Annotated in this window: 16 protein-coding genes; 14 read left to right on the top strand and 2 right to left on the bottom strand. The window is 71.7% G+C overall.

Features of this window, described 5'->3' with window-relative positions; translation table 11 throughout:
• Nucleotides 1-100 precede the first annotated feature (100 nt).
• From ACFWE1_RS03625 to ACFWE1_RS03600, 6 genes are all read left to right on the top strand, one after another.
• The gene (locus tag ACFWE1_RS03625; protein ID WP_189084400.1) at nt 101-1,375 is read left to right on the top strand and encodes an aspartate kinase; all 1,275 of its coding nucleotides are present in this window, start codon (nt 101-103) and stop codon (nt 1,373-1,375) included.
• A 167-nt stretch (nt 1,376-1,542) separates the two neighbouring features.
• Complete coding sequence (locus tag ACFWE1_RS03620) at nt 1,543-2,598, top strand: aspartate-semialdehyde dehydrogenase (RefSeq protein WP_376932168.1); 1,056 nt, start codon at nt 1,543-1,545, stop codon at nt 2,596-2,598.
• Between the two features lie 326 nt (nt 2,599-2,924).
• On the top strand, nt 2,925-4,190 hold the full coding sequence (locus ACFWE1_RS03615) for an ABC transporter substrate-binding protein (RefSeq protein ID WP_376932167.1): 1,266 nt from the start codon (nt 2,925-2,927) through the stop codon (nt 4,188-4,190).
• A gap of 1 nt (nt 4,191) precedes the next feature.
• Complete coding sequence (locus tag ACFWE1_RS03610) at nt 4,192-5,163, top strand: carbohydrate ABC transporter permease (protein WP_376932166.1); 972 nt, start codon at nt 4,192-4,194, stop codon at nt 5,161-5,163.
• Nucleotides 5,160-6,101, top strand: coding sequence for a carbohydrate ABC transporter permease (locus tag ACFWE1_RS03605; RefSeq protein ID WP_376932165.1), 942 nt, complete (start codon nt 5,160-5,162; stop codon nt 6,099-6,101). The genes ACFWE1_RS03610 and ACFWE1_RS03605 overlap by 4 nt, the downstream gene beginning before the upstream one ends.
• Nucleotides 6,098-7,867 carry an amylo-alpha-1,6-glucosidase gene (locus ACFWE1_RS03600; RefSeq protein ID WP_376932164.1) on the top strand — a complete coding sequence of 590 codons (1,770 nt, stop codon included), beginning with the start codon at nt 6,098-6,100 and terminating at the stop codon, nt 7,865-7,867. The genes ACFWE1_RS03605 and ACFWE1_RS03600 overlap by 4 nt, the downstream gene beginning before the upstream one ends.
• Before the next feature lie 47 nt (nt 7,868-7,914).
• Here the strand turns inward: ACFWE1_RS03600 and ACFWE1_RS03595 are convergent, their stop codons facing one another.
• Nucleotides 7,915-8,571: a GntR family transcriptional regulator gene (locus ACFWE1_RS03595; RefSeq protein WP_376932163.1), complete on the bottom strand. Its 657-nt coding sequence runs from the start codon at nt 8,569-8,571 to the stop codon at nt 7,915-7,917.
• 177 nt (nt 8,572-8,748) lie between these two features.
• On the opposite strand from ACFWE1_RS03595, the gene ACFWE1_RS03590 reads away from it, so the two are divergent.
• The 7 genes from ACFWE1_RS03590 (at nt 8,749) to ACFWE1_RS03560 (ending at nt 18,659) form a co-directional block, all read left to right on the top strand.
• Nucleotides 8,749-10,821 carry a beta-galactosidase gene (locus tag ACFWE1_RS03590; RefSeq protein ID WP_376932162.1) on the top strand — a complete coding sequence of 691 codons (2,073 nt, stop codon included), beginning with the start codon at nt 8,749-8,751 and terminating at the stop codon, nt 10,819-10,821.
• A gap of 8 nt (nt 10,822-10,829) precedes the next feature.
• On the top strand, nt 10,830-12,242 hold the full coding sequence (gene gcvPA / locus ACFWE1_RS03585) for an aminomethyl-transferring glycine dehydrogenase subunit GcvPA (protein WP_376932161.1): 1,413 nt from the start codon (nt 10,830-10,832) through the stop codon (nt 12,240-12,242).
• Nucleotides 12,239-13,867 carry an aminomethyl-transferring glycine dehydrogenase subunit GcvPB gene (gene gcvPB / locus ACFWE1_RS03580; protein WP_376932160.1) on the top strand — a complete coding sequence of 543 codons (1,629 nt, stop codon included), beginning with the start codon at nt 12,239-12,241 and terminating at the stop codon, nt 13,865-13,867. The genes gcvPA and gcvPB overlap by 4 nt, the downstream gene beginning before the upstream one ends.
• Nucleotides 13,868-13,869: 2 nt before the next feature.
• Entirely contained in the window at nt 13,870-15,051 is a 1,182-nt protein-coding gene (locus ACFWE1_RS03575) for an ATP-NAD kinase family protein (protein WP_376932159.1), read from the top strand.
• Nucleotides 15,041-15,799, top strand: a complete 759-nt coding sequence (locus tag ACFWE1_RS03570; protein WP_376932158.1) for an SDR family NAD(P)-dependent oxidoreductase — start codon at nt 15,041-15,043, stop codon at nt 15,797-15,799. The genes ACFWE1_RS03575 and ACFWE1_RS03570 overlap by 11 nt, the downstream gene beginning before the upstream one ends.
• A 77-nt stretch (nt 15,800-15,876) precedes the next feature.
• On the top strand, nt 15,877-17,517 hold the full coding sequence (locus ACFWE1_RS03565) for a sensor histidine kinase (RefSeq protein ID WP_376932157.1): 1,641 nt from the start codon (nt 15,877-15,879) through the stop codon (nt 17,515-17,517).
• Complete coding sequence (locus tag ACFWE1_RS03560) at nt 17,514-18,659, top strand: hypothetical protein (protein WP_376932156.1); 1,146 nt, start codon at nt 17,514-17,516, stop codon at nt 18,657-18,659. The genes ACFWE1_RS03565 and ACFWE1_RS03560 overlap by 4 nt, the downstream gene beginning before the upstream one ends.
• Here the strand turns inward: ACFWE1_RS03560 and ACFWE1_RS03555 are convergent.
• A complete protein-coding gene (locus tag ACFWE1_RS03555) occupies nt 18,656-19,315 on the bottom strand; it encodes a hypothetical protein (protein WP_376932155.1) in 660 nt (219 codons plus the stop codon). The two genes, ACFWE1_RS03560 and ACFWE1_RS03555, sit on opposite strands and share 4 nt — an antisense overlap.
• A 153-nt stretch (nt 19,316-19,468) precedes the next feature.
• Here ACFWE1_RS03555 and ACFWE1_RS03550 point away from each other — a divergent pair, with 153 nt between their 5' ends.
• Nucleotides 19,469-20,956 (top strand): glycosyltransferase family 2 protein, encoded by a 1,488-nt coding sequence (locus tag ACFWE1_RS03550; RefSeq protein WP_189084412.1) that lies wholly within the window; start codon nt 19,469-19,471, stop codon nt 20,954-20,956.
• The last annotated feature ends 18 nt before the right edge of the window (nt 20,957-20,974 follow it).

Below are 20,974 nucleotides of genomic sequence, written 5' to 3'. Positions count from 1 at the left end.
GCGGTGTCACATGGCGATCGGGGAATGCCGCCAGCCGTATGATGAAGACTCCGACGACGGGCCCGTCGGCCCGCGCGCGCCCAGAACCCCGGGAGGCCACGTGAGCTTGATCGTGCAGAAGTTCGGCGGATCGTCCGTCGCCGACGCCGAGAGCATCAAGCGGGTCGCGAAGCGCATCGTCGAGACGCGCAAGGCGGGCAACGACGTGGTCGTCGCCGTCTCCGCCATGGGCGACAGCACCGACGAGCTGCTCGACCTCGCGAACGAGGTCACGCCGATCCAGGCGCCGCGCGAGCTTGACATGCTCCTCTCGGCGGGTGAGCGGATCTCGATGGCGCTCCTCGCGATGGCGATCAAGAGCATGGGCCACGACGCGCGCAGCTTCACCGGCAGCCAGGCCGGCATGATCACGGATGCCACGCACGGCGCCGCCCGCATCGTCGACGTGACCCCGGTGCGACTGCGCGAAGCGCTCGACGACGGCGCCATCGTCATCGTCGCCGGCTTCCAGGGCTTCAGCCGCGAATCGCGCGACATCACGACGCTCGGCCGCGGCGGCAGCGACACCACCGCCGTCGCGCTCGCGGCCGCGCTCGAGGCCGATGTCTGCGAGATCTACACCGACGTCGACGGCGTCTTCACGGCCGACCCCCGCGTCGTGAAGCGCGCGCACAAGCTCGGCCGGGTGACGAGCGAGGAGATGCTCGAGCTCGCCGCCTCCGGCGCCAAGGTGCTGCACATCCGCGCCGTCGAGTACGCGCGCCGCCACGGCGTGACCCTGCACGTGCGCTCGTCGTTCAACAACACCGAGGGGACCGTCGTGTACGACCCCTCGCGCGCCCCCGAAGGAGCCGAAGTGGAAGAATCCGTCATCGCCGGCGTCGCCGTCGACCTCTCCGAGGCCAAGATCACGGTCGTCGGCGTGCCCGACAAGCCGGGCGTCGCCGCGAAGATCTTCAAGATCGTCGCCGCCACGAACGCGAACGTCGACGTCATCGTGCAGAACGTCTCGGCGGCCGCCACCGGCAAGACCGACATCTCCTTCACGCTGCCGAAGGCGGACGGCGAGAAGGCGCTCACCGCCCTCGCCGGCGCCCAGGAGGCTATCGGCTTCGGCTCGCTGCAGTATGACGACCAGATCGGCAAGCTCTCGATCGTCGGCAACGCGATGCGCAACGCCTCCGGCGTTTCGGCGAAGCTCTTCGAGGCCCTCTACGAGGCCGGTATCAACATCGAGATGATCTCGACCTCCGAGATCCGCATCTCGGTCGTCACCCGCGCCGACAGCGTCAACCAGGCCGCCATCGCCGTGCACACGGCGTTCGGCCTCGACGCCGCCGAGGACGCCGTCGTGCACGCGGGCACCGGCCGCTGAGCTCCGGCGTTCGGCTCGGATGCCGCGGCGCCACGCCGGGGCATCCAGCCGAAGCATCCGGCCGGAATGCGTGACGTTCCTGCCAATCCCGCCGGTGATGGCGGATTTCCGGCCGGCAGCCGCCCGATGTCGGGCACACTTGAAGAGCCACGAGTAAGAGGGACAACATGAGCAACGGTGTGAACATCGGCGTCGTCGGCGCCACCGGTCAGGTCGGCGCGGTCGTGCGCCGCCTGCTCGAGGAGCGGGACTTCCCGGTCGCGAGCATCCGCTTCTTCGCCTCCGCGCGCTCGGCGGGCACGACCCTGCCGTTCAAGGGCGAGGAGATCGTCGTCGAGGACGCCTCGACGGCCGACCCGACGGGCCTCGACCTCGCGATCTTCTCCGCGGGCGCCACGCTCTCGAAGGCCCAGGCGCCGCGCTTCGCCGCGGCCGGCGTCACCGTGATCGACAACTCGAGCGGCTGGCGGATGGACCCCGACGTGCCGCTCGTCGTGAGCGAGGTGAACCCGCACGCCATCGACGAGGCGCGCAAGGGCATCATCGCGAACCCGAACTGCACGACGATGGCCGCGATGCCCGTGCTGAAGGTGCTGCACGAGGAGGCCGGCCTCGAGCGGCTCATGATCTCGACCTACCAGGCGGTCTCCGGCGCGGGCCTCGCCGGCGGCGAGGAGCTGCTCGAGCAGGCCCGCGCCGTCGTCGCGCAGGACGCGATCGGGCTCGTGCACGGCGGCGACGCGGTGCGTTTCCCCGAGGCGGTGAAGTTCCCCCGGCCGATCGCCTTCGACGTGATCCCGCTCGCCGGCTCGATCGTCGACGACGGCGACAACGAGACCGACGAGGAGAAGAAGCTGCGCAACGAGAGCCGCAAGATCCTCGAGCTGCCGGGCCTGCGCGTCGCGGGCACCTGCGTGCGCGTGCCGGTGTTCACCGGGCACTCGCTCTCGATCCACGCGGAGTTCGCGAACGAGCTCACCCCCGAGCGGGCGACCGAGCTGCTCGCCGCGGCTCCCGGCGTGGAGCTCAGCGACGTGCCGACGCCGCTCCAGGCCGCCGGCAGCGACCCGAGCTACGTGGGCCGCATCCGTGCCGACCAGTCCGCGCCCGAGGGCAAGGGCCTCGTGCTCTTCGTCTCGAACGACAACCTGCGCAAGGGCGCCGCGCTGAACGCCGTGCAGATCGCCGAGCTCGTCGCCGCGAAGCTGCCCGCCGCCGTCTGAACCGCGCTGTTCGAACGCCCCGAGGCCTCCCGGCCCCGGGGCGTTCGTGCGTCCACCTCCCGCCTCCCGCCTCCCACGCTCACAACTCAGGAAGAACCCGACCGGCATCCGCGTCTTCCCGCCGATCTCCGAATCCCTCGACGCCCATAACTGCCGGATGTTCCTGAGTTGTGGGAGGCGAGAGAGTGGGGATCTTGACGCAGCTGAGTTTTGTATACAGAATACTGGGTAGCAGTTCCCCCGACCGGCGCCCGTCGCCGGCTCCCTCCTGCAATGACGAAAGAGGTAGCGGAATGGCCCGCGCGAACTCGAAGATGAGGCGGCTGTTGGCGATCGGCGCAGCGAGCGCCCTCACCATCGGCCTGGCAGCGTGCAGCGGCGGGGGAGGTGGAACGGACGCGAACACCGTCGTGTGGTCGACCTGGGGAACCGCCGAGGAGCTCACCCGGTACCAGGACTTCAACAAAGAGTTCATGAAGCGTCACCCCGACATCACGGTCAAGCTCCAGCCGGTCGCAAGCTACGAGGAGTATCACTCGAAGCTCCTCGCCCAGCTCGCGAGCAACACGGCCCCCGACGTCTTCTACGTCGGGGACGACAAGATGGGGCAGTTCGTCGACTCCGGCCGGCTCATGCCGCTCAAGGAGCTGATGGAGTCGAAGGACAGCCAGACGAAGCCCGACGACTTCTTCCCCGGCCTGTTCGGCGCGGCCGAGCAGGACGGCGAGTACTACGGCGCCCCGAACGACTCGAACCCCGACGTGCTCTGGTACGACAAGACCGCGCTCGCGGCGGCCGGCATCACCGAGGACCCCGCCGAGCTCGCGGAGCAGGGGGAGTGGACGACCGAGAAGTACCTCGAGATGAACGCCAAGCTGAAGGACGCCGGGCTCACCGGCTCGATGTTCTGGAACTACTGGGCGACGCACTGGAGCTGGCTCTCGTCGCAGGGCCTGCCCGCACCGTACGACGAGTCGGGCGCGTTCACCGCGAACAGCGACCCGGCGAGCGTGGCCGCCATCGGCGAGCTCGGCGCGCAGTTCCAGGACGGCACCTTCGTCGTGGCCGACACCCTGCCCGACGGCGCCGGCGCCGACAGCGTCTTCGTGACGCACAAGGCCGGCTTCTTCGTGCAGGGCCGCTACACGATCGGCACCGTGCAGACCGCGGGCGAGCCCGACGCGTACGACATCGTGCGCTGGCCGACCCTGGACGGCCAGGCCGCGCCGACCGGCGTCGCCGTGTCGTTCCTCGCGATCAACGGCAAGACGAAGGCGAAGGACGCCGCGTTCACCTTCTGGACCGAGTTCCTCTCGGCGGAGGGGCAGACGTTCCGCCTCGAGGGCGGCGGCAACGCCGTGCCGTCGATCAAGGGCGCCGATGACGTGGTGCTCGAAGACGGCTACCCGGCGCACGCCCAGACGTTCCTCGACATGCGCGACATCGGCTTCACCAACTACGCCGCCGAGGCGCGCGTGCCCGGCCTCTCGACGGGCATCAGCGACGAGTTCCTGAAGCTCTACCAGGGCAAGGCCGACGCGCAGCAGACGCTCGACGCGGCCGCAGCCCTCGCGGAGAAGTCGGGGAAGTAGCGTGAGCGACCTCGCCACCGGCGAGCGGATGCCGCAGGCACTGCCTGCGGCATCCGCCCCGCCCGCGACCACTCCCAGGAGGGAGTCGGCCTGGCGCCGACGAGACCGGCGCTGGGGCTACCTCTTCATCGGCCCGCAGCTTCTCGGCATGACGGTCTTCGTCGTGCTGCCGTTCGCCGCGAGCCTCGTGCTCGCCTTCGCGAGCTGGGACGGCCTCGGCGAGCTCAGCTGGGTCGGCTTCGAGAACTTCACCGCCCAGTTCCAGGACGAGCTCCTCTGGCGCTCGATCGTGAACACGCTGATCATCGCCGTCGTCACGGTGCCGATCGGCCTCGGCCTCGCGGTCGTCATCGCGGTCGCGCTCGAGCGCCTGAAGACCCGCACCCTCTACCTCGTGCTGTTCTTCGCCCCGGTCGTCACCTCGACGGTCGCGGTGGCGATGATCTGGCAGCAGATGTTCCGCGCCGACGGCGTGCTCTCCACGACGATCGCGAACGTCTTCGGCATCGACCCGCCGGATTGGCTGGGTGACCCGAAGCTCGCCCTCCTCGCCGTGTGCATCGTGACGATCTGGTCCTCGCTCGGCCTGAACGTCGTCATCTTCCTTGCCGGGCTGCAGAACATCTCGCCCTCGGTGATCGAGGCGGCCCGCATCGACGGCGCCGGCGCCTGGCGGCTGTTCCGCAGCATCCGCCTGCCGCTGCTCTCGCCGATCGTGTTCTTCTCCTCGGTCGTCGCCTTCATCTCCTCGCTGCAGACCTTCGACACGGTGTACGTGCTGGTTTCGAACGCGGGCCCCGACAACGCGACCCGCACGATCGTCTACCACATCTACGATCTCGGCTTCGGCAAGTTCCAGATCGGCCCGTCGAGCGCGGCGAGCGTGATCCTGCTCCTGCTGACCCTCGTCATCACGGCGATCCAGTTCGGGGCCCAGAAGAAGTTCGTGCACTACGAGGACGACGCCGCATGAGTCTCACGAACCCCAGCCTCATCGACGGCACCCAGCTGCCGCCGACCGACTCGACCATCGCGCTGAGCGCCCCGGGGTACCGGCCCCGCGCGCCGCGCACCGGCAAGGGCAAGCGGCGGCTCGGTCAGACGATGCTGCACGCGCTGCTCGTCGTCGGCGGGCTCGCCATGGTGTTCCCGTTCCTCTGGATGCTGCTCACCTCGTTCAAGACGCTGCCGCAGTTGCTGAAGGACCCGCTGTCGGTGCTGCCGCAGCCGTGGACCTTCGACAACTACGCCGATGCGTGGAACGCGGTGCCATTCGGCCAGGCGTACCTCAACAGCCTCTACATCGCGGCGCTCGTCGTCGCGGGCACCCTGCTCACGGCGTCGATGGCGGGCTACGCCTTCGCGCGGATCCGCTTCCGCGGGGCGAAGGTGATCTTCATCCTGTTCCTCGCGACGCAGATGATCCCGAAGCAGGTGACGCTGATCCCGTTCTACCTGCTGATGACGCAGCTCGGCTGGGTCGACTCGCACCTCGCACTGATCGTGCCGGGGCTGCTGGCGAACCCCTTCGCGGTGTTCCTCATGCGGCAGTTCGTGCTCTCGCTGCCGAAGGAGCTCGAGGAGGCCGCGATCGTCGACGGGGCCGGCCGCTGGCGGATTTTCTGGAGCATCATCCTGCCGAACCTGAAGCCCGGGCTCGCGGCGCTCAGCATCATCGTCGCGCTCGACGTGTGGAACGCCTTCCTGTTCCCGCTCGTGCTGCTGAACACGCCCGATCTCTTCACGGTTCCGCTGCTGCTCTCGGCGTTCCAGGGGCAGTTCGGCTCGATCAACTACGGCCTCGTGATGGCGGCCAGCGCGATCTCGACGATCCCGATGCTCATCGTGTTCGTCATCGGGCAGCGCCGCATCCTGAACAGCATGGCCGCCTCGGGGTTGGGGGGACGATGACCGCACGGCCGGATGCCGCGGCCCTGGCCGGCCTCGCCGGCGGGCACCTCGACCTGGCGCGGGCGCCGTTTACGCTGCCGCGCTCGCGGGTGCTCGTGTTCCGGGCCGACCGCGAGGCCGCTGCGGAACTGCTCGGTGCGGGCGCGGCGCCCGTCCCCGCGACCGCGCTGCGGGTGCACACCTCGGAGTACGAGCGCGGCCTCGACGAGTGCCGGGTGCTCGACGAGCTGCGCGTGCTGGATGCCGCGGGCGAAGCGCTCCCCGTCACCGGGGTGCTGCCGCACGCGATCGAGTTCGGCGGGGGAGCGGCGGCGCTCGGTTTCGCGGGCGCCGCGGCGCTCACGGTCGAGGCCTCGGGCGATGCTCCGTTGTCCGTCGAGTGGCGGCTCCCCGACGGCGTCCGAGAGCGGCGCAGGCTCGGCGGGCCGGGCGACGCCGTCCGGCTGACGGTCGGCGCGGACCGCGGCGTGCGCGCCGAGGCGTCCGCCGCGCACCTCGCCGAGCTCGCCGAGAGCGAGACGGTCTGGCTCGACTGGTTCGCGAAGTGTCCCATCGTGCGCCCGGAGCTGCAGCCGATGGCGGCCTTCTGCTGGTGGGTGCTCGGTGCGAACATCGTGGAGCTGCCCGCGCTCGGCGCGGCGCGGGGCGTCGTGCCCTCGAAGATCGGCTACGTCGGCGTCTGGCAGTGGGATGCGTACTTCATCGCGCTGGGCCTGCGGCACGGCGACCCGGCGCTCGCGCGCGAGCAGCTCGAGATCGCGTTCCGCTTCCCGAGCCCCGACGGCCAGCTGCCGGACGTCGTGCACGAGGAGGGCGTGCTCGCCACGAGCGACGATCTGCCGCAGGCCGATCGCGACCGGCTCCGCCGCGCGGGCTCCGACATCGCCGACCCGGCCGCGCCCGTGCCGCTCACGAAGCCGCCGCTCGCGGCCTGGGCGCTCGCGAAGGTGCTCGAGGTCGAGGACCGCCCGGAGTGGGCGCGCGAGCAGCTCGCGGTCATCCGCCGTTCGCAGGACTGGTGGTTCGCAGGAAGTGACCTCGACGGCGACGGTCTGCCCGAGTACGGGCACCCGTACTCCTCGGGGCTCGACGACAGCCCGATCTTCGACGGACCGCTGCCGACGACGGCGCCCGATCTCGGCGCCTACCTCGTGCTGCAGGACCTCGAGCTCGCCCGGCTGGCGGAGCGCTACGGCGCGGATGCCGCGGGCGAACCCGCGGCGCATCGTGAGCGCGCCGCGGCGACGATGGAGCGCCTGCTCGAACTCTGGGACGCCGAGCGCGGCCGCTTCACGGCACGGGCGGCGGGTGAACGGGTCGTCAGCGACGCCATTGTGGGCTTCATGCCGCTGCTCACGGGCGAACTGCCCGCGCCGGTGCTCGCCGCACTCGAGGCGGCGCTCAGCGATCCTGCGCGCTACGCGACACCGTGGGCGGTGCCGACGGTCTCGGCCGCCGATCCGGACTTCTCGCCGGAGCGGATGTGGCGCGGGCCCGTCTGGGTGAACACGAACCGGCTCATCGTGGAAGGATTGCGCCGCTCCGAGCGGCCGGAGCTCGCTCGCGAGCTCGCTGAACGCACGGTGGCCCTCGTGGTGCACGGCGGCGGTCCGCACGAGTACTTCAACCCGGAGACCGGGCGGAAGGCCCGCACGGCGACGACGGCCTTCGGATGGTCGGCGGCCCTGTTCCTCGACCTCGCCGTCGAGCTCGGCGCGGATGCGGAGGAGGATCGCGGCGCGGGAGGAGCGGACTCGGCGGGGTGACCTCCGAGCGTGCCGATCTCCGCCCGGCCGAGAGGCGGCGGTGGGGCTCAGGCGGTGAAGTACGGGCTGGAGGCGTTGTCGAGGATGCGGCGCATGCCGTGCATCCAGTTCACCTTGAGTGCGACGATCGCGCCGGGCACGTCACCCTCGACGAGACGGGCGGCGACCGCGGCGTGCTCGGCGGCGACCCGCTCGACCATGGCGTCGTTCGGCACGAGCAGCGATTCGTACCGGTGGAAGGAGCCGCGCACGCTCGCGATGACGTCGAGCAGTCGCTGGTTCGGGCAGGCCGAGAGCATGAGGCCGTGCCACTCGTCGTCCTTCGCGACGATGAAGGCGTGCTCGACGAGCTCCTGGTCGAACTCCGCCGCGAGGGCGGCGAGGCGCACGCCGATGCGCTGCAGCTCCTCGACCGGGCTGAGTTCGAGCGCGAGGCTCTCGAGGGCGGCGAGCACGGGGGCGAGATCTTCGAACTCGCTCGCGCTCAGCGGCATGAAGCGGAAGCCCTTGCCGTTCTCGCTCGTGATCTGGCCCTCGCTCTCGAGCGCGATGAGCGCCTCGCGGAGCGGGGTGCGGCTGACGCCGAGCTCCGCGGCGAGCTGCACCTCGTTGATGCCCTCGCCGGGCTGCACGGCTCCTGCCCGCATGCGCGTGAGCAGCTCCTCGCGCACCTGTGAGCGCAGGTTCTTGCGTTCGATCGCCATCTTCGCCCTCCGGGCCGTTCGGCCGTCGCGGGCAAGCCTAGGGGGTGGCGCGGGGCTTGACCGGTTCCGGCATCCGGTTTACGGTGTGTATACAGAATACATTCTGCAGCTCGCGGTGTACACCCATCGAGGCGGTGGCCCGCGAACCCGAACCGACCCACTCAGAGAGGAGCAGGTGTGGCAGACGACGCGCCCCGCGGCATCCGACTCGATGCCCTCGCCTACGGTGGCGACTACAACCCCGACCAGTGGTCGGAGGAGGTCTGGCTCGAGGACGCCCGGCTCATGCGGGAGGCGGGCGTCAACCTCGTCAGCCTCCCGGTGTTCAGCTGGCCGCAGCTCGAGGTCGCACCCGGGGTGTACGAGTGGGGCTGGCTCGATCGCGTGCTCGAGATCCTGAGCGACGCCGGCATCCGCATCGACCTCGCCACAGCGACCGCCACCCCGCCCGCGTGGCTCGTGCGCAGCCATCCCGAGATGCTGCCCTGGAACGAGGACGGCCAGCGCCTCGAGTTCGGCTCCCGGCAGGCGTACTGCCCGAGCTCGCCGGTCTGGCGCGAGCACGTCGCCCGGATGGCCCGGGCGATGGCCGAACGCTATGGCGAGTACCCCGGCCTCGCCCTGTGGCACATCTCGAACGAGTACGGTGACCACGTCGCGCGCTGCTGGTGCCCCGAGTCGGCCCGGCACTTCCGCCGCTGGCTCGAAGCCCGCTACGGCGGGCTCGACGGGCTGAACGCGGCCTGGGGCGTGAACGTCTGGGGCCAGCGTTACACCGCATGGGAGCAGATCGAGCCACCGCGACGCGCGACCGGGCCGGTGAACCCCACCCAGCTGCTCGACTTTGAGCGCTTCTCCTCCGACGCGCTGCTGGAGCTCTTCCAGCTCGAGATCGACGTGCTGCGCGAGGTCACGCCCGAGGTCGCGGTCACGACGAACTTCATGAGCCTGCTGCGCGACCTCGACTACTGGGACTTCGCCGCCGTCGAGGACCTCGTCACCGACGACGCCTACCCCGACCCCGCCGATCCGCTCGCGCATGTGCCCGCCGCGCTGAACTACGGCTCGATGCGCTCGCTGAAGGGTGGGCGGCCCTGGCTGCTGCTCGAGCAGGCGCCCAGCGGCGTCAGCTGGCGCGACGTCAACGTGCCGAAGGCGCCCGGCCAGATGCGCATCGGGAGCCTGCAGGCGATCGCGCACGGCTCCGACGGGGCGATGTGCTTCCAATGGCGGCAGGCGAAGTACGGCCAGGAGAAGTTCCACTCCGCGATGCTCGGCCACCGCGGCGAGGCCTCCCGCACCTTCCAGGAGGCGAAGGCCTTCGGCGCCGAGCTTCGCCGACTCGAGCCGGTGCGCGGCACCAGGGTGCGCTCCCGGATCGCGCTCGTCGTCGACTACGACTCCTGGTGGGGCAGCTCGGCGGCCGAGTCGCTGCCCTCGCAGCGGCTGAACTGGCTCGCCCAGGCCCGCGCCTGGCACGCGGCTCTGCACGAACTCGGCCACCCCGTCGACACCGTGCCTGCGAGCGGGCCGTTCGACGGCTACGAACTCGTCGTCGCCCCGAACCTCTATGTCGCCGACGCCACGCAGGCCGCAGCGCTCAGCGCGTTCGTCGCTCGCGGCGGGCAGCTCGTCGTCGGGCCGTTCTCCGGCGTGGTCGACGCGAACGAGCACGTGCACGACGGGGGAGCCCCCGGCCCCTTGCGCGAACTCCTCGGCGTCGAGGTCGACGAGGTCTGGCCCGTGGCCGACGGCCGCGCCGAGCGCGTCGCCCTCGCCGGCGGCGCCACGTTCGACTCGCCGGTCTGGGGCGAGTGGCTCGAAGCGGCGGGCGCCGAGACGGTCGCGGTGTACGACTCGGGCGAGCTCGCCGGGCGGCCGGCCGTCACTCGACGCGGAGCGGATGCCTCGGCCGGCTCGGCCTGGTACGTGAGCTGCGTGCTCGAGCCCCGAGGGCTCGTCGCCCTCTTCCGGCAGGTGCTCGCGGCGGCCGGGCTGCCTGCCCGCGAGCGCACCGAGCCGATGCTCGAGGCCGTCACCCGCGCCGGCGACGACACCGACTACACCTTCGTGCTGAACCACGGGCGCGGCGAGCTCACGGTCGACGTGCCCCAGGGCGCGCACGACCTGCTCGGCGACGGCGCCGCGCTCGGCACGACGCTCACCCTGCCCCGCTTCGGCGCCGCCGTGCTCGCCACCCCGCGTGCGGCCGAGCCGCCGTTCATCACCATCTCCGCCCCCGAGGACTGAGGACCCACATGACCGAGCCATCGGCTGCCTTCGTGCACCCGTACCTGCCCAACTCCGCCCCCGAGGTGCGTCGCGAGATGCTCGACGCCGTCGGCGCGGCATCCGTCGACGAGTTCTACGCCGACGTGCCGGAGGCGCTCCGCCTCGCTCGCCCGCTCGAGCTGCCCGCGCCGCTGCTCGCCGAGCAGGACCTCGCCCGGCACGTGCGCGGCCTCCTCGCGAAGAACCGCTCCACCGAGGAGCGGCTGAGCTTCCTCGGCCACGGCACCTACCGGCACTATGTGCCCGCCGTCGTCGACGAGGTGATCAACCGCAGCGAGTTCCTCACCGCGTACGCGGGGGAGCCCTACGAGGATCACGGCCGCTTCCAGGCGCTGTTCCAGTACCAGTCGCTCATGGCCGAGCTGCTCGCCATGGACGTCGTCAACGTGCCGACCTACGACGGCTACCAGGCGACCGCGACCGCGCTCGCCATGGCCGGGCGGCTCACGGGCCGCCGCCGGGTGCTCGTCGTGAGCGACGTGCTGCCCGAGAAGCACTCGAAGGTGCACGACTTCGTGCGCGTGCACCTCGAGCTCGAGCTCGTCCCGACCTCGGGCGGCACCGCCGATGTCGCGGCCGCCGCCGCCCGGCTCGGCGACGACGTCGCCGCGATCTGGGTCGAGACGCCGAGCGCGACGGGCGCGGTGGAAGCGGCGCTGCCCGCCCTTGCGACCGCGGCGCACGCGGCGGGCGCGCTGCTCGTCGTCGGCACCGACCCGATCGGCTACGGCGTGCTGACCCCGCCCGCGGAGCAGGGGGCCGATCTCGTCTGCGGCGACATCCAGTCGCTCGGTCTGCACCAGTGGTTCGGCGGCGCGCACGGCGGCTTCATCGCCGTCGCCGACGACGAAGCCCTCGTCATGGAGCTGCCCTCGCGACTGTTCGGGCTCGCGAGCACCGACGTGCCCGGCGAGGTCGGCTTCGGCGACGTCGCGTACGAGCGCACCTCGTTCGCCCGCCGCGAGGAGGGCAAGGAGTGGGTCGGCACCGCTGCCGCCCTCTGGGGCATCGCCGCGGGCGTCTACCTCGCGCTGATGGGCCCGGCCGGCATGGCCGATCTCGGCGAACTGCTGCTCGCCCGTACCCGCTACGCCCAGCAGCGACTCGCCGCCGTGCCCGGCGTGCGCCTCGGCGACGAGGCGTTGCACCTGCGGGAGTTCACCATCGACGTGTCCGGCACGGGGCGCACCGCCGCCGAGCTCGTCGCCGCGCTGCGCGCCGAGGGCATCGAGCCGGGCGTCGTCGTCGGCGAGCAGCTGCTGCTCGTCTGCGTCACCGAGCTCACCGGCCAGGCCGACATCGACCGCCTCGCGACCTCCCTCGCCGCCGCCTGCGGCACCGCATCCGACCGTCAGATCCCCCAGGAGCAGCGCGCATGAGCCTCCCTCTCGCCCCGAAGCCCGCCATCCGTCGGTTCCACCAGGCCCGCTGGGACGAACCCGTCATCTTCGAGCTGTCGACACCCGGCGAGCGCGGCGTGCTCGTGCCGGCAGTCGAGCCCGGTGTCCGCGACGCCGTCGGCGACGTGCTCGCCGAGCTTCCCGCCGGCCTCCGCCGGGCGGCTCCGCCGGCGCTGCCCGAGATGGCGCAGATGCGGGTGCTGAAGCACTACCTGCGGCTCTCGCAGGAGAACCTCGGCGCCGACCTGAACGTCGATATCGGCCAGGGCACCTGCACCATGAAGTACTCGCCCAAGATCAACGACCAGCTCGTCGCCACCCCGCAGCTCACCGCGATGCACCCGCTGCAGGACCCGGCCGACGCGCAGGGCGTGCTCGAGATCGTGTGGCGGCTCGAACGGATGCTCGCGGAGATCTCCGGCATGGACGAGGTCTCGCTGCAGACCCAGGGCGGTTCCGCCGCGATCTGGGCGAACATCGCCATGATCCGCGCCTACCACGAGGCGAACGGCGAGGGCGAGCAGCGCCGCGAGGTCATCACCACCATCTTCAGCCACCCCTCGAACGCCGCCGCCGCGAAGGCCGCCGGCTACGAGGTCATCACCGTCCACCCCGACGCCGACGGCTACCCGGACCTCGCTGCCCTGAAGGCGGCGCTCTCGCCGCGGACCGCGGCGATCATGGTCACGAACCCCGAGGACACCGGCATCTACAACCCGGCGATCACTGAGTGGGTGGATGCCGCGCACGCCGTGGGCGCCCTCGCCTCCTACGACCAGGCGAACGCCAACGGCATCCTCGGCATCACCCGCGCCCGCGACGCCGGCTTCGACGTCTGCCACTTCAACCTGCACAAGACCTTCTCGACCCCGCACGGCTGCGGCGGCCCCGGCTCCGGCGCGAACGCGGTGAGCGCGGCGCTGGCGCCGTTCCTGCCCGGCCCGCGGATCGTGCGGATCGGCGAGGGCGACGACGTGCGCTTCGAGGTGCGCGACGCCGGCCCGCAGTCGATCGGCACGGTCGCGCCGTTCTTCGGCGTCGTGCCGAACCTGGTCCGCGCGTACGCCTGGATCATGGCGCTCGGTGCGGAGGGGCTCCTCGCCGCCGCCGAGACCGCCGTGCTGAACAACAACTACCTGCTCGCCAAGGTGCTCGAGATCCCGGGGGCCTCGGCGCCGTACGCGAGCGGTCGCCGTCGCATCGAGCAGGTGCGCTACTCCTGGCAGGAGCTGTACGAGGAGACGGGCATCACCTCGGAGGAGATCGGAGTGCGGATGTCGGACTTCGGCATGCACTACTGGACCAGCCACCACCCCTACGTGGTGCCCCAGCCGTTCACTCTCGAGCCGACCGAGTCGTACTCGAAGGCTGAGCTCGACGAGTACGTCGCCGCGCTCGCCGAGGTGGCCCGCGAGGCCCGGGAGAGCCCGGAGATCGTGCGCACCGCCCCCCACCGGCAGAGCGTGCACCACACCCACCACGACGATCTCGACGACCCCGAGCGCTGGGCCGTGACGTGGCGTGCGTACCTGCGGAAGTATCCCGAGGTGGCCGCCCGTCTGGCGGGTGAGCCCGAGTCGGCGGCCGACGCCTCAGCGGCCTGACCGTGCTCGGCCTCGTGGTGAACCCCGTCGCGGGGGTCGGCGGCCCGGCAGGGCTCGGCGGCTCCGACGGGGCGGCCGCGCAGGCCGGCGCGGTCGAGCGCGGCGCGCAGCCGCGGGCGGGGGAGCGTGCGCGGTGCGCCCTCGAGCTCGTCCGCGAGGCCATCGGCGGGCCGCTCGAAGTGCTGACGGCGGCCGGGCCGATGGGAGAGGAGGCCGTTCGCGCGGCCCGCCTCGTGCCGCGGATCGTCGTGCGACTGGGCGCCGCGACGAGCGCGGCCGACACCGTGGCGGCCGTGCGTGCCCTCGTGGAAGCGGGCGCCACGCTCGTGCTCTTCGCTGGCGGCGACGGCACGGCCCGTGACGTCGCCAGGGGCCTCGACGCGGTCGGCGCCGGCGGAGGCGCCCGCGTCGCCGCGCTCGGCATCCCCGCCGGGGTCAAGATGTACTCGCCGGTCTTCGCCGTGAGTCCGCGGGCGGCGGGCGCGCTCGCCGCGGCGTGGCTCGACGGCGGGCTGCCGGTCGAGGAGCGCGAGGTGCTCGACCTCGACGAGGACGCGCTGCGTCTCGGCCGGGTCGAGCCGCGACTGCACGCCGCCATGCCGGTGCCGGTACGCCAGGGCCGGACGCAGGCGCGCAAAGCGGCGACCCCGGCGAGCGAGGCGGCGGCCGTCTCGGCGGCGGTCGACGGCGTGCTCCGGCTGCTGCGGCCGGGAGTGCGGTACCTGCTCGGCCCCGGCGGCACGACTGCGGAGCTCGCGCGTCGGCTCGGCCTGCCGAAGACCCGGCTCGGGGTCGACGTCGTGCTCGACGGCCGGGTCGTCCGCGCCGCTGCGAGCGAGTCGGAGCTCCTCGACGAGGTCGCCGCCGGGCCCGCCCGGGCGGTCGTCTCGATCATCGGCGGGCAGGGCTTCCTGCTCGGACGCGGCAACCAGCAGCTCTCCGCGCGTGTGCTCCGCGCCCTCGGCGAGGAGCCCCTGCTCGTCGTCGCCCCCGAGCAGAAGCTCGTCGAGCTCGGCGGGCAGCCGTTGCTCGTCGACACCGGCGACCCGGTCGTCGACCGCGCCCTCGCGGGCTTGGTCCGCGTCGTCACCGGGCCGGGCACCAGCAGCATCTACCCTGTCAACGCACCAGACGCCGAGGCATCCTCCGCCTCGCGAACCGAAGGAGAAGGCCATGCGCCTTGAGAACAAGCAGGCCATCGTCACGGGCGGCGCGGGCGGCATCGGCCGCGCCTCCTCGCTCGCCCTCGCGGCGGAGGGGGCGAGGGTCGCCGTCGTCGACCTCGACGGCGCCGCCGCCGAGCGCGTCGCCGAGGAGATCCGCGCAGCGGGCGGCGAGGCCATCGCGATCGCCGCCGACGTGTCGAGCGAGCCTGACATCGAGCGGGTCGTGCGCGAGACGCAGGCGGCGTTCGGCGGCATCGACGTCGTCTTCAACAACGCCGGCATCATCCGCCGCACCACCGCCGTCGAGACGACGGTCGAGGAGTGGGACCGGGTGTTCGGGGTGAACGTGCGATCGATCTTCCTCATGTGCAAGCACGTCGTCCCCGTCATGGCCGCGGCGGGTGGCGGCTCGATCGTGAACACCGGTTCCGGCTGGGGGCTGAAGGGCGGCGGGCAGGCGATCTCGTACTGCGCCTCGAAGGGGGCGGTCGTGAACATGACCCGGGCGCTCGCGATCGACCACGGTCCGCAGGGCATCCGGGTGAACTCGGTGAACCCGGGCGATGTGAACACCGGCATGCTCCGCGATGAGGCGCGCCAGCTCGGCCAGGCCGAGGACGGCTTCCTCGCCGAGGCCGCCGACCGGCCGCTGCGCCGCATGGGCGAACCCCGCGAGATCGCCTCGGCGGTGGTCTGGCTCGCGAGCGACGAGTCGAGCTACGTGACGGGCTCCGCGCTCGTCGTCGACGGCGGCGGGATCGCCTGAGGCGCGGCCCCGGGATCGCCTGAGGCGCGGCCCCGGATGCGCGCGTCTGCGCGCATCCGGGGCGCTAGGCTCTGAGCATGTCGGGACCGGGGGACTCGCGGCGCGCCGGCGCCACGTTCGACCGCTCCGTCGTCCTCTCGCAGCTGCTCTTCGGCGCGGTCCTCGTGACCGCCGTGTTCACCCTGCTGCTGTTCTCGCCCTCGGCGCTCACGAAGCCGATCGCGATCGTCGCCGTCGCGATCGTCTTCACGGCGACCGGCGTCGCGATCATCCTGCCGTGGCACCGCTTCCCGCGCGCGTTCGTCATGGCGCTGCCGATCGTCGACATCCTCGCGATCGGCCTCATCCGCATCGCCGAGCCGGCCGCGGGCGTCGGCCTGCTCTGGTTCTTCCCCACGATCTGGCTCGCGAGCTACTTCGGGCTCACCGGGGCGATCATCGCCGTGAGCTCCTCCTCGGTGCTCGTCTGGATCTCCGAGCTCGTGAGCGAACGGGCGTTCACCCCGATCAGCGTCCCCTCGGTGGTGCTGCTGCCAATCGCGCTCAGCTTCATCGCCACGAGCACGGTGCTGAGCTCGCGCCGGGCCGGTGCGCAGCGGGTGCTGCTGCGCACGCAGGCGAAGCAGCTGGAGCGGGCGCTCCGCCGCGCCAACAAGCAGGAGGAGCGGCTCGCCGAGGTGCTGAACGCCGTCGACTTCGGCGTCGTGCGCCTCGATCGCGACGGCCGAGGCGGCGTCATGAACACCGCGTACGCGAGGCTCTACGGCCTCGACGTCGCCGACCCCGACGCCGCCCGCGACGGCGTCGCCTTCGCCGCGGACCGGGCGACCCCGCTCAGCCGGGGCGAGTTGCCGTTCAACCGGGCCGCCGCCGGCGAGGAGTTCGACGACGAGGTCACCTGGATCCCGGCCGAGGGCAGCGAGCTGCGCGCCGTCTCGGTCACCGCCCGGCGGCTCTACGACGAGGACGGCGGCCACGAGGGCAGCGTGCTCGTCGCGCGCGACATCACCGAGGAGCGCAACGCGGTGCGTGCCCGCGACGACCTCGTCGCCTCGGTCTCGCACGAGTTGCGCACGCCCATGACCTCGGTGCTCGGCTACATCGACCTCTCGCTCGACGCCGAGGGGCTGCCGCCGAACGTCGTCCGCAACCTCGAGATCATGCAGCGCAACGGCGATCGCATGCTCGAGCTGATCGCCTCGATCCTGCAGTCGGCGAAGCACGCGGAGGCGCCGGTCCCGCTCGCCCTGGCCGAGGTGGACCTGCGCGAGATCCTCCGCGACGCCGTCGAAGCCGCCCAGGCCCGCGCCGACGAGCGCGACATCCGACTCACCATCACGACGAGCGAACCCGCGGTGGTGCGCGCCGACGGCTTCCGGCTGCGGCAGGTCGTCGACAACCTCGTCTCCAACGCCGTGAAGTACAACCGCCAGGGCGGTGAGGTCATGGTCGGCGCGACCGTCGACGAGGGGATGGCGTGGGTGGTCGTCCGCGACACCGGCATCGGCATCCCCGAGGTGGAGCTGCCGAAGGTGTTCGAGCGCTTCTTCCGCTCGGGCGGCGTTCGGCAGGGCACCGTGCACGGCAGCGGCCTCGGCCTCGGCATCGCGCGCGAGCTCGTCGAACGCCACGGCGGGGAGATCCACATCGACAGCGAGGAGGGCAGCGGCACGACCGTCATCGTGACCCTGCCCGTCGCGGGCCCGGAGGACGCATGACGATCGACCTGTACACGGTGCAGCTCGCGACGAGCACGGTGACGATCATCGCGGGGCTGATGTTCATCCTCGAGACGGTGCTGCGCCGCCCCGACACCGCCGGCCGGCTCTGGGCGGTCTCCTTCATGGGCGGGATGCTCACCTCGATCTCGTACGCCGTGTGGATCCTCGTGCCGGGCGCCTGGTGGGCGGTCGCCGTCGGCAACGGGGCGATGGTGCTGACCGCCGGGCTGCTGTGGTGCGGCGCGCGCGCCTTCAACGCGCGCAACGACCTGCTCTGGGTGCCGCTCGTCGTCGCCACGGGGGCCGGTGTCGCGGTGCTCGCCGAGGGGCCCGACGGCGGCGACTGGGCGGGGGCGCCCGTGCTCTTCCTCTCGCTCGCGGCGTTCTCGGGCCTGGGCGCCGCCGAGTCGCTCCGCAAGCCGATGCGCAGCCACTGGGCCGCTCGGGGGCTCACCGTCTCGTTCATCGTCGTCGCGCTCTTCTACGCCTTCCGCACCGTGGCGTACTTCACGCTCGGCTCCGAGGCTCCGCTGTTCCGCACCTTCTTCGGCAGCGAGGCCGCGGCGTTCGTCATGATGACGCTCATCATCGTGATGACGGTGAGCCTCGTCATCCTCCGCTCCGACCGGGTTGCCGGCTCCGGCGGGGAGGGCGCCTCGCACTGGTCCGACGGCGAGGTGCTCGCCGCGTCTGCGCTGCGGCGCGTGGTCGAGGACCAGCTCGAGCGGGCGAACTTCCACGACGAGCAGCTCGTCTTCCTCCGGGTCGGCCTCGACGAGGTCGAGTCGATCTACACGGCCTTCGGGCGTTCGGCCGGCGCGGCCCTCGCGGACCGCTTCACCGCGGCCGTGCGGCGCTACGCCCCGCCGACGGCCGCGATCGGCACCTTCGACGGGAGCGGCGAGCTGCTGGTGGTCGCCCCGTTCCCGCGGATGGCCGACGCACGGCGGGCCGCGATCGCCCTGCAGGCGGGCATCGGCGAGCAGACCATGGTCGAGGCGGACGGGCTGCGGCTCTCGGCGAGCATCGGGATGGCCGGCAGCGACGCCGTGGGCTACGACTTCGACCGGCTGCTGGCGGCGTCGGGGGATGCGGTCGAACGGGCCCGCGAGTCCGGCGGCGACGCGATCGCCGACTAAGGCGCGGGCGTCGCCGACGGCTCGGCCGCTGCGTCCTCGCCGGCGATCGCGATGACGAGCGTGTCCACCGCCGTCTGCTTCGCGTAGTCGCTCGAGGTCGGCGTCGACTGCAGCAGCAGCTCGTAGCGCATCGAGAGCTCGACACTCGCGGCCTGCGGGTCGAGCGGCGGCAGCGTGAAGGTCTGGCTGTAGGTGTAGGGATCGAGCACGAGGTAGCCCGGCGCGACCGTCGCCTGGTCGACGATGGGGTCGAAGCCGGGCAGCTCACTGCCGTCGGCGGCGCGCACCACCGGCGTCGCCGTGACGCGCGACAGGTACACCTTCTGCCCGTCGGACGGGGTCACCGTCGAGCGCAGCGAGAAGGTCAGCGGCTTCTGCGCCGCCGCGGTCCAGCGGTCCATCGAGAGCGTCGACCAGTAGTCCGCGGTCAGGGTGATCGCGCCGACCTCCATCGTGCGCGTCGCCGAACCGGAGGCGAGGTCGTTCTGGATCGGTGCGGGCGGCGCGGTTGTCGCGGGTGGCGTCGAGGCCGGGGCATCCGTGGGGTCCAGCCAGGGCGGGGCCTGGCAGCCCGCGGTGACGAGGGCCGCCGCCGAGATCGCGACGACGGCGGACGCCCGCCGTGCCCGGCCGAATTCGCGCGCGCTCGATCGCATCCGTCCCCCAGAGTCCCGAATCTTGAGCAGATCTTGAGGCGACGCTATCGCATCCCAAGGGTCCCGCTGCGGTCGGCCCGCCAGACTCGATCCTGTTGGAGCGGGGACGCTGCAGCCGATGAATACCCACGAAGTCGAACGAAAGGCCACGTCATGACCGACACCGCACTCCACCGGCCCACCCCCGGGGCCGATGCCGCGGTGTCGGCGACCCGAGCGCGGCCGCTGCACACCGACACACCCGAAGTCGCTCCGCAGTTCGATGACTTCGCCGCCGTCGTCGACACCATCACGGTGTCACGGGCGAGCATCGGCTGCATCGTCCCCGCCTACAACGAGGAGGAGTCGATCGGGCAGGTGCTCGAGTCGCTCCTCGGGCAGACCCGACTGCCCGACGTCATCCACGTCGTGGTGAACAACTCGACCGACCGCACGGTCGAGCGAGCCGCCGCCTACGCCGGCCTGCACGTCCGCGAGGACGATGGCGTGGAGCAGTTCACCGAGGTGTTCATCCACGACATCGGCGAGAACCCCGACAAGAAGGTCGGCGCGCTGAACTACGGCTACTCGCTCGTCGAGGGCATGGACTTCATGCTCGGCGTCGACGGCGACACCGTCGCCGACCCGCAGGCCGTCGAGTTCCTCGAGGCCGAGATCGCCTCGGACAGCCGCATCGGCGGCATCTCGGCGATCTACTCGATCGACGACCGCCCCTTCTCCGGCGTCGTCGCGCCGTTCCTCATCGCCGGCCAGCGCGCCCAGTTCGCGGCCTTCAACATGCAGAACATGCTGCGCGGCCGCAACATGGCCGTGCTCGGCGGTCAGTACTCGATCTTCTCCACCAAGGCCCTGCGCGACGCGATGACCGCGAACCGCCAGGTCACCCCCTGGGTGAAGGACAGCGAGGTCGAGGACTCCCTGCTCTCGCTGCAGATCAAGAGCGCCGGCTACCTGACGAAGATCTCCGCCCGCGCCCGCGCCGACGTCGGCGGCATGACCACCCTCCGCTCGCTCGACGCGCAGCAGGTGAAGTGGAACTACGGCGCCATCGAGCTCATGTGGCCCGGCCAGCGCGGCGACACCAAGGGGCAGCCGTTCCACCCGAACCTGCGCCTGCGCTGGCTCGAGAACCTCTCGATGGCGACGAACGCGATCACGCGCATCCTGTTCCTCGTGCTGCTCGCCGGCTCGCTCTCGATCAACGCCTTCGTGTTCAGCCCGATCTGGCTGATCCCGCCCGTGGTCGCGATCCTGCTGAACGTGCGCATCGCGCTCTCGATGAAGCACCGCACGGCGAAGGACATCCTGTTCGCGGCGCTCCTCGTGCCCGCCGAGGTCTACATGTGGATCCGGCTCGGCCACTTCGCCCGTGCCTGGGTCAAGTTCGCCTCGCGCAAGCAGGTCGACAACTGGGCCGAGCAGGCGAAGGCCGAGCGCGGCGGCGGCCACGCATACCTGACCCCGCTCCTCGTCGGCCTCGCGATCGTCATCGCGATGGTCGCGATCTGGACGCAGCTGAGCCCCGTCGTGCAGTCCTCGATCCTCTGGATCGGCTGGCCCGTGCTCGGCACGATCACGGTGCTGCAGACGCTCGGCATGTTCGGCAAGCTCGTTCGTCGCCAGCACGGCTACCGCGTCTGAGGCTCGCCCGGTCCGAGC

This window comes from Agromyces sp. NPDC060279 (assembly GCF_042726785.1).
Classification (GTDB): Bacteria; Actinomycetota; Actinomycetes; order Actinomycetales; family Microbacteriaceae; genus Agromyces.
The sequence above is the reverse complement of the archived record's forward strand: the minus strand, read 5'-3'. Positions and strand labels throughout refer to the sequence as shown.

What these genes read in the sequence shown, in the direction of transcription:
- ACFWE1_RS03620 (WP_376932168.1), top strand. Translation starts at nt 1,543, where the DNA reads ATGAGCAACGGTGTGAACATCGGCGTCGTCGGCGCCACCGGTCAGGTC.
- ACFWE1_RS03605 (WP_376932165.1), top strand. Translation starts at nt 5,160, where the DNA reads ATGAGTCTCACGAACCCCAGCCTCATCGACGGCACCCAGCTGCCGCCG.
- ACFWE1_RS03600 (WP_376932164.1), top strand. Translation starts at nt 6,098, where the DNA reads ATGACCGCACGGCCGGATGCCGCGGCCCTGGCCGGCCTCGCCGGCGGG.
- ACFWE1_RS03595 (WP_376932163.1), bottom strand. Translation starts at nt 8,571, where the DNA reads ATGGCGATCGAACGCAAGAACCTGCGCTCACAGGTGCGCGAGGAGCTG.
- gcvPA (WP_376932161.1), top strand. Translation starts at nt 10,830, where the DNA reads ATGACCGAGCCATCGGCTGCCTTCGTGCACCCGTACCTGCCCAACTCC.
- gcvPB (WP_376932160.1), top strand. Translation starts at nt 12,239, where the DNA reads ATGAGCCTCCCTCTCGCCCCGAAGCCCGCCATCCGTCGGTTCCACCAG.
- ACFWE1_RS03570 (WP_376932158.1), top strand. Translation starts at nt 15,041, where the DNA reads ATGCGCCTTGAGAACAAGCAGGCCATCGTCACGGGCGGCGCGGGCGGC.
- ACFWE1_RS03565 (WP_376932157.1), top strand. Translation starts at nt 15,877, where the DNA reads ATGTCGGGACCGGGGGACTCGCGGCGCGCCGGCGCCACGTTCGACCGC.
- ACFWE1_RS03560 (WP_376932156.1), top strand. Translation starts at nt 17,514, where the DNA reads ATGACGATCGACCTGTACACGGTGCAGCTCGCGACGAGCACGGTGACG.
- ACFWE1_RS03555 (WP_376932155.1), bottom strand. Translation starts at nt 19,315, where the DNA reads ATGCGATCGAGCGCGCGCGAATTCGGCCGGGCACGGCGGGCGTCCGCC.
- ACFWE1_RS03550 (WP_189084412.1), top strand. Translation starts at nt 19,469, where the DNA reads ATGACCGACACCGCACTCCACCGGCCCACCCCCGGGGCCGATGCCGCG.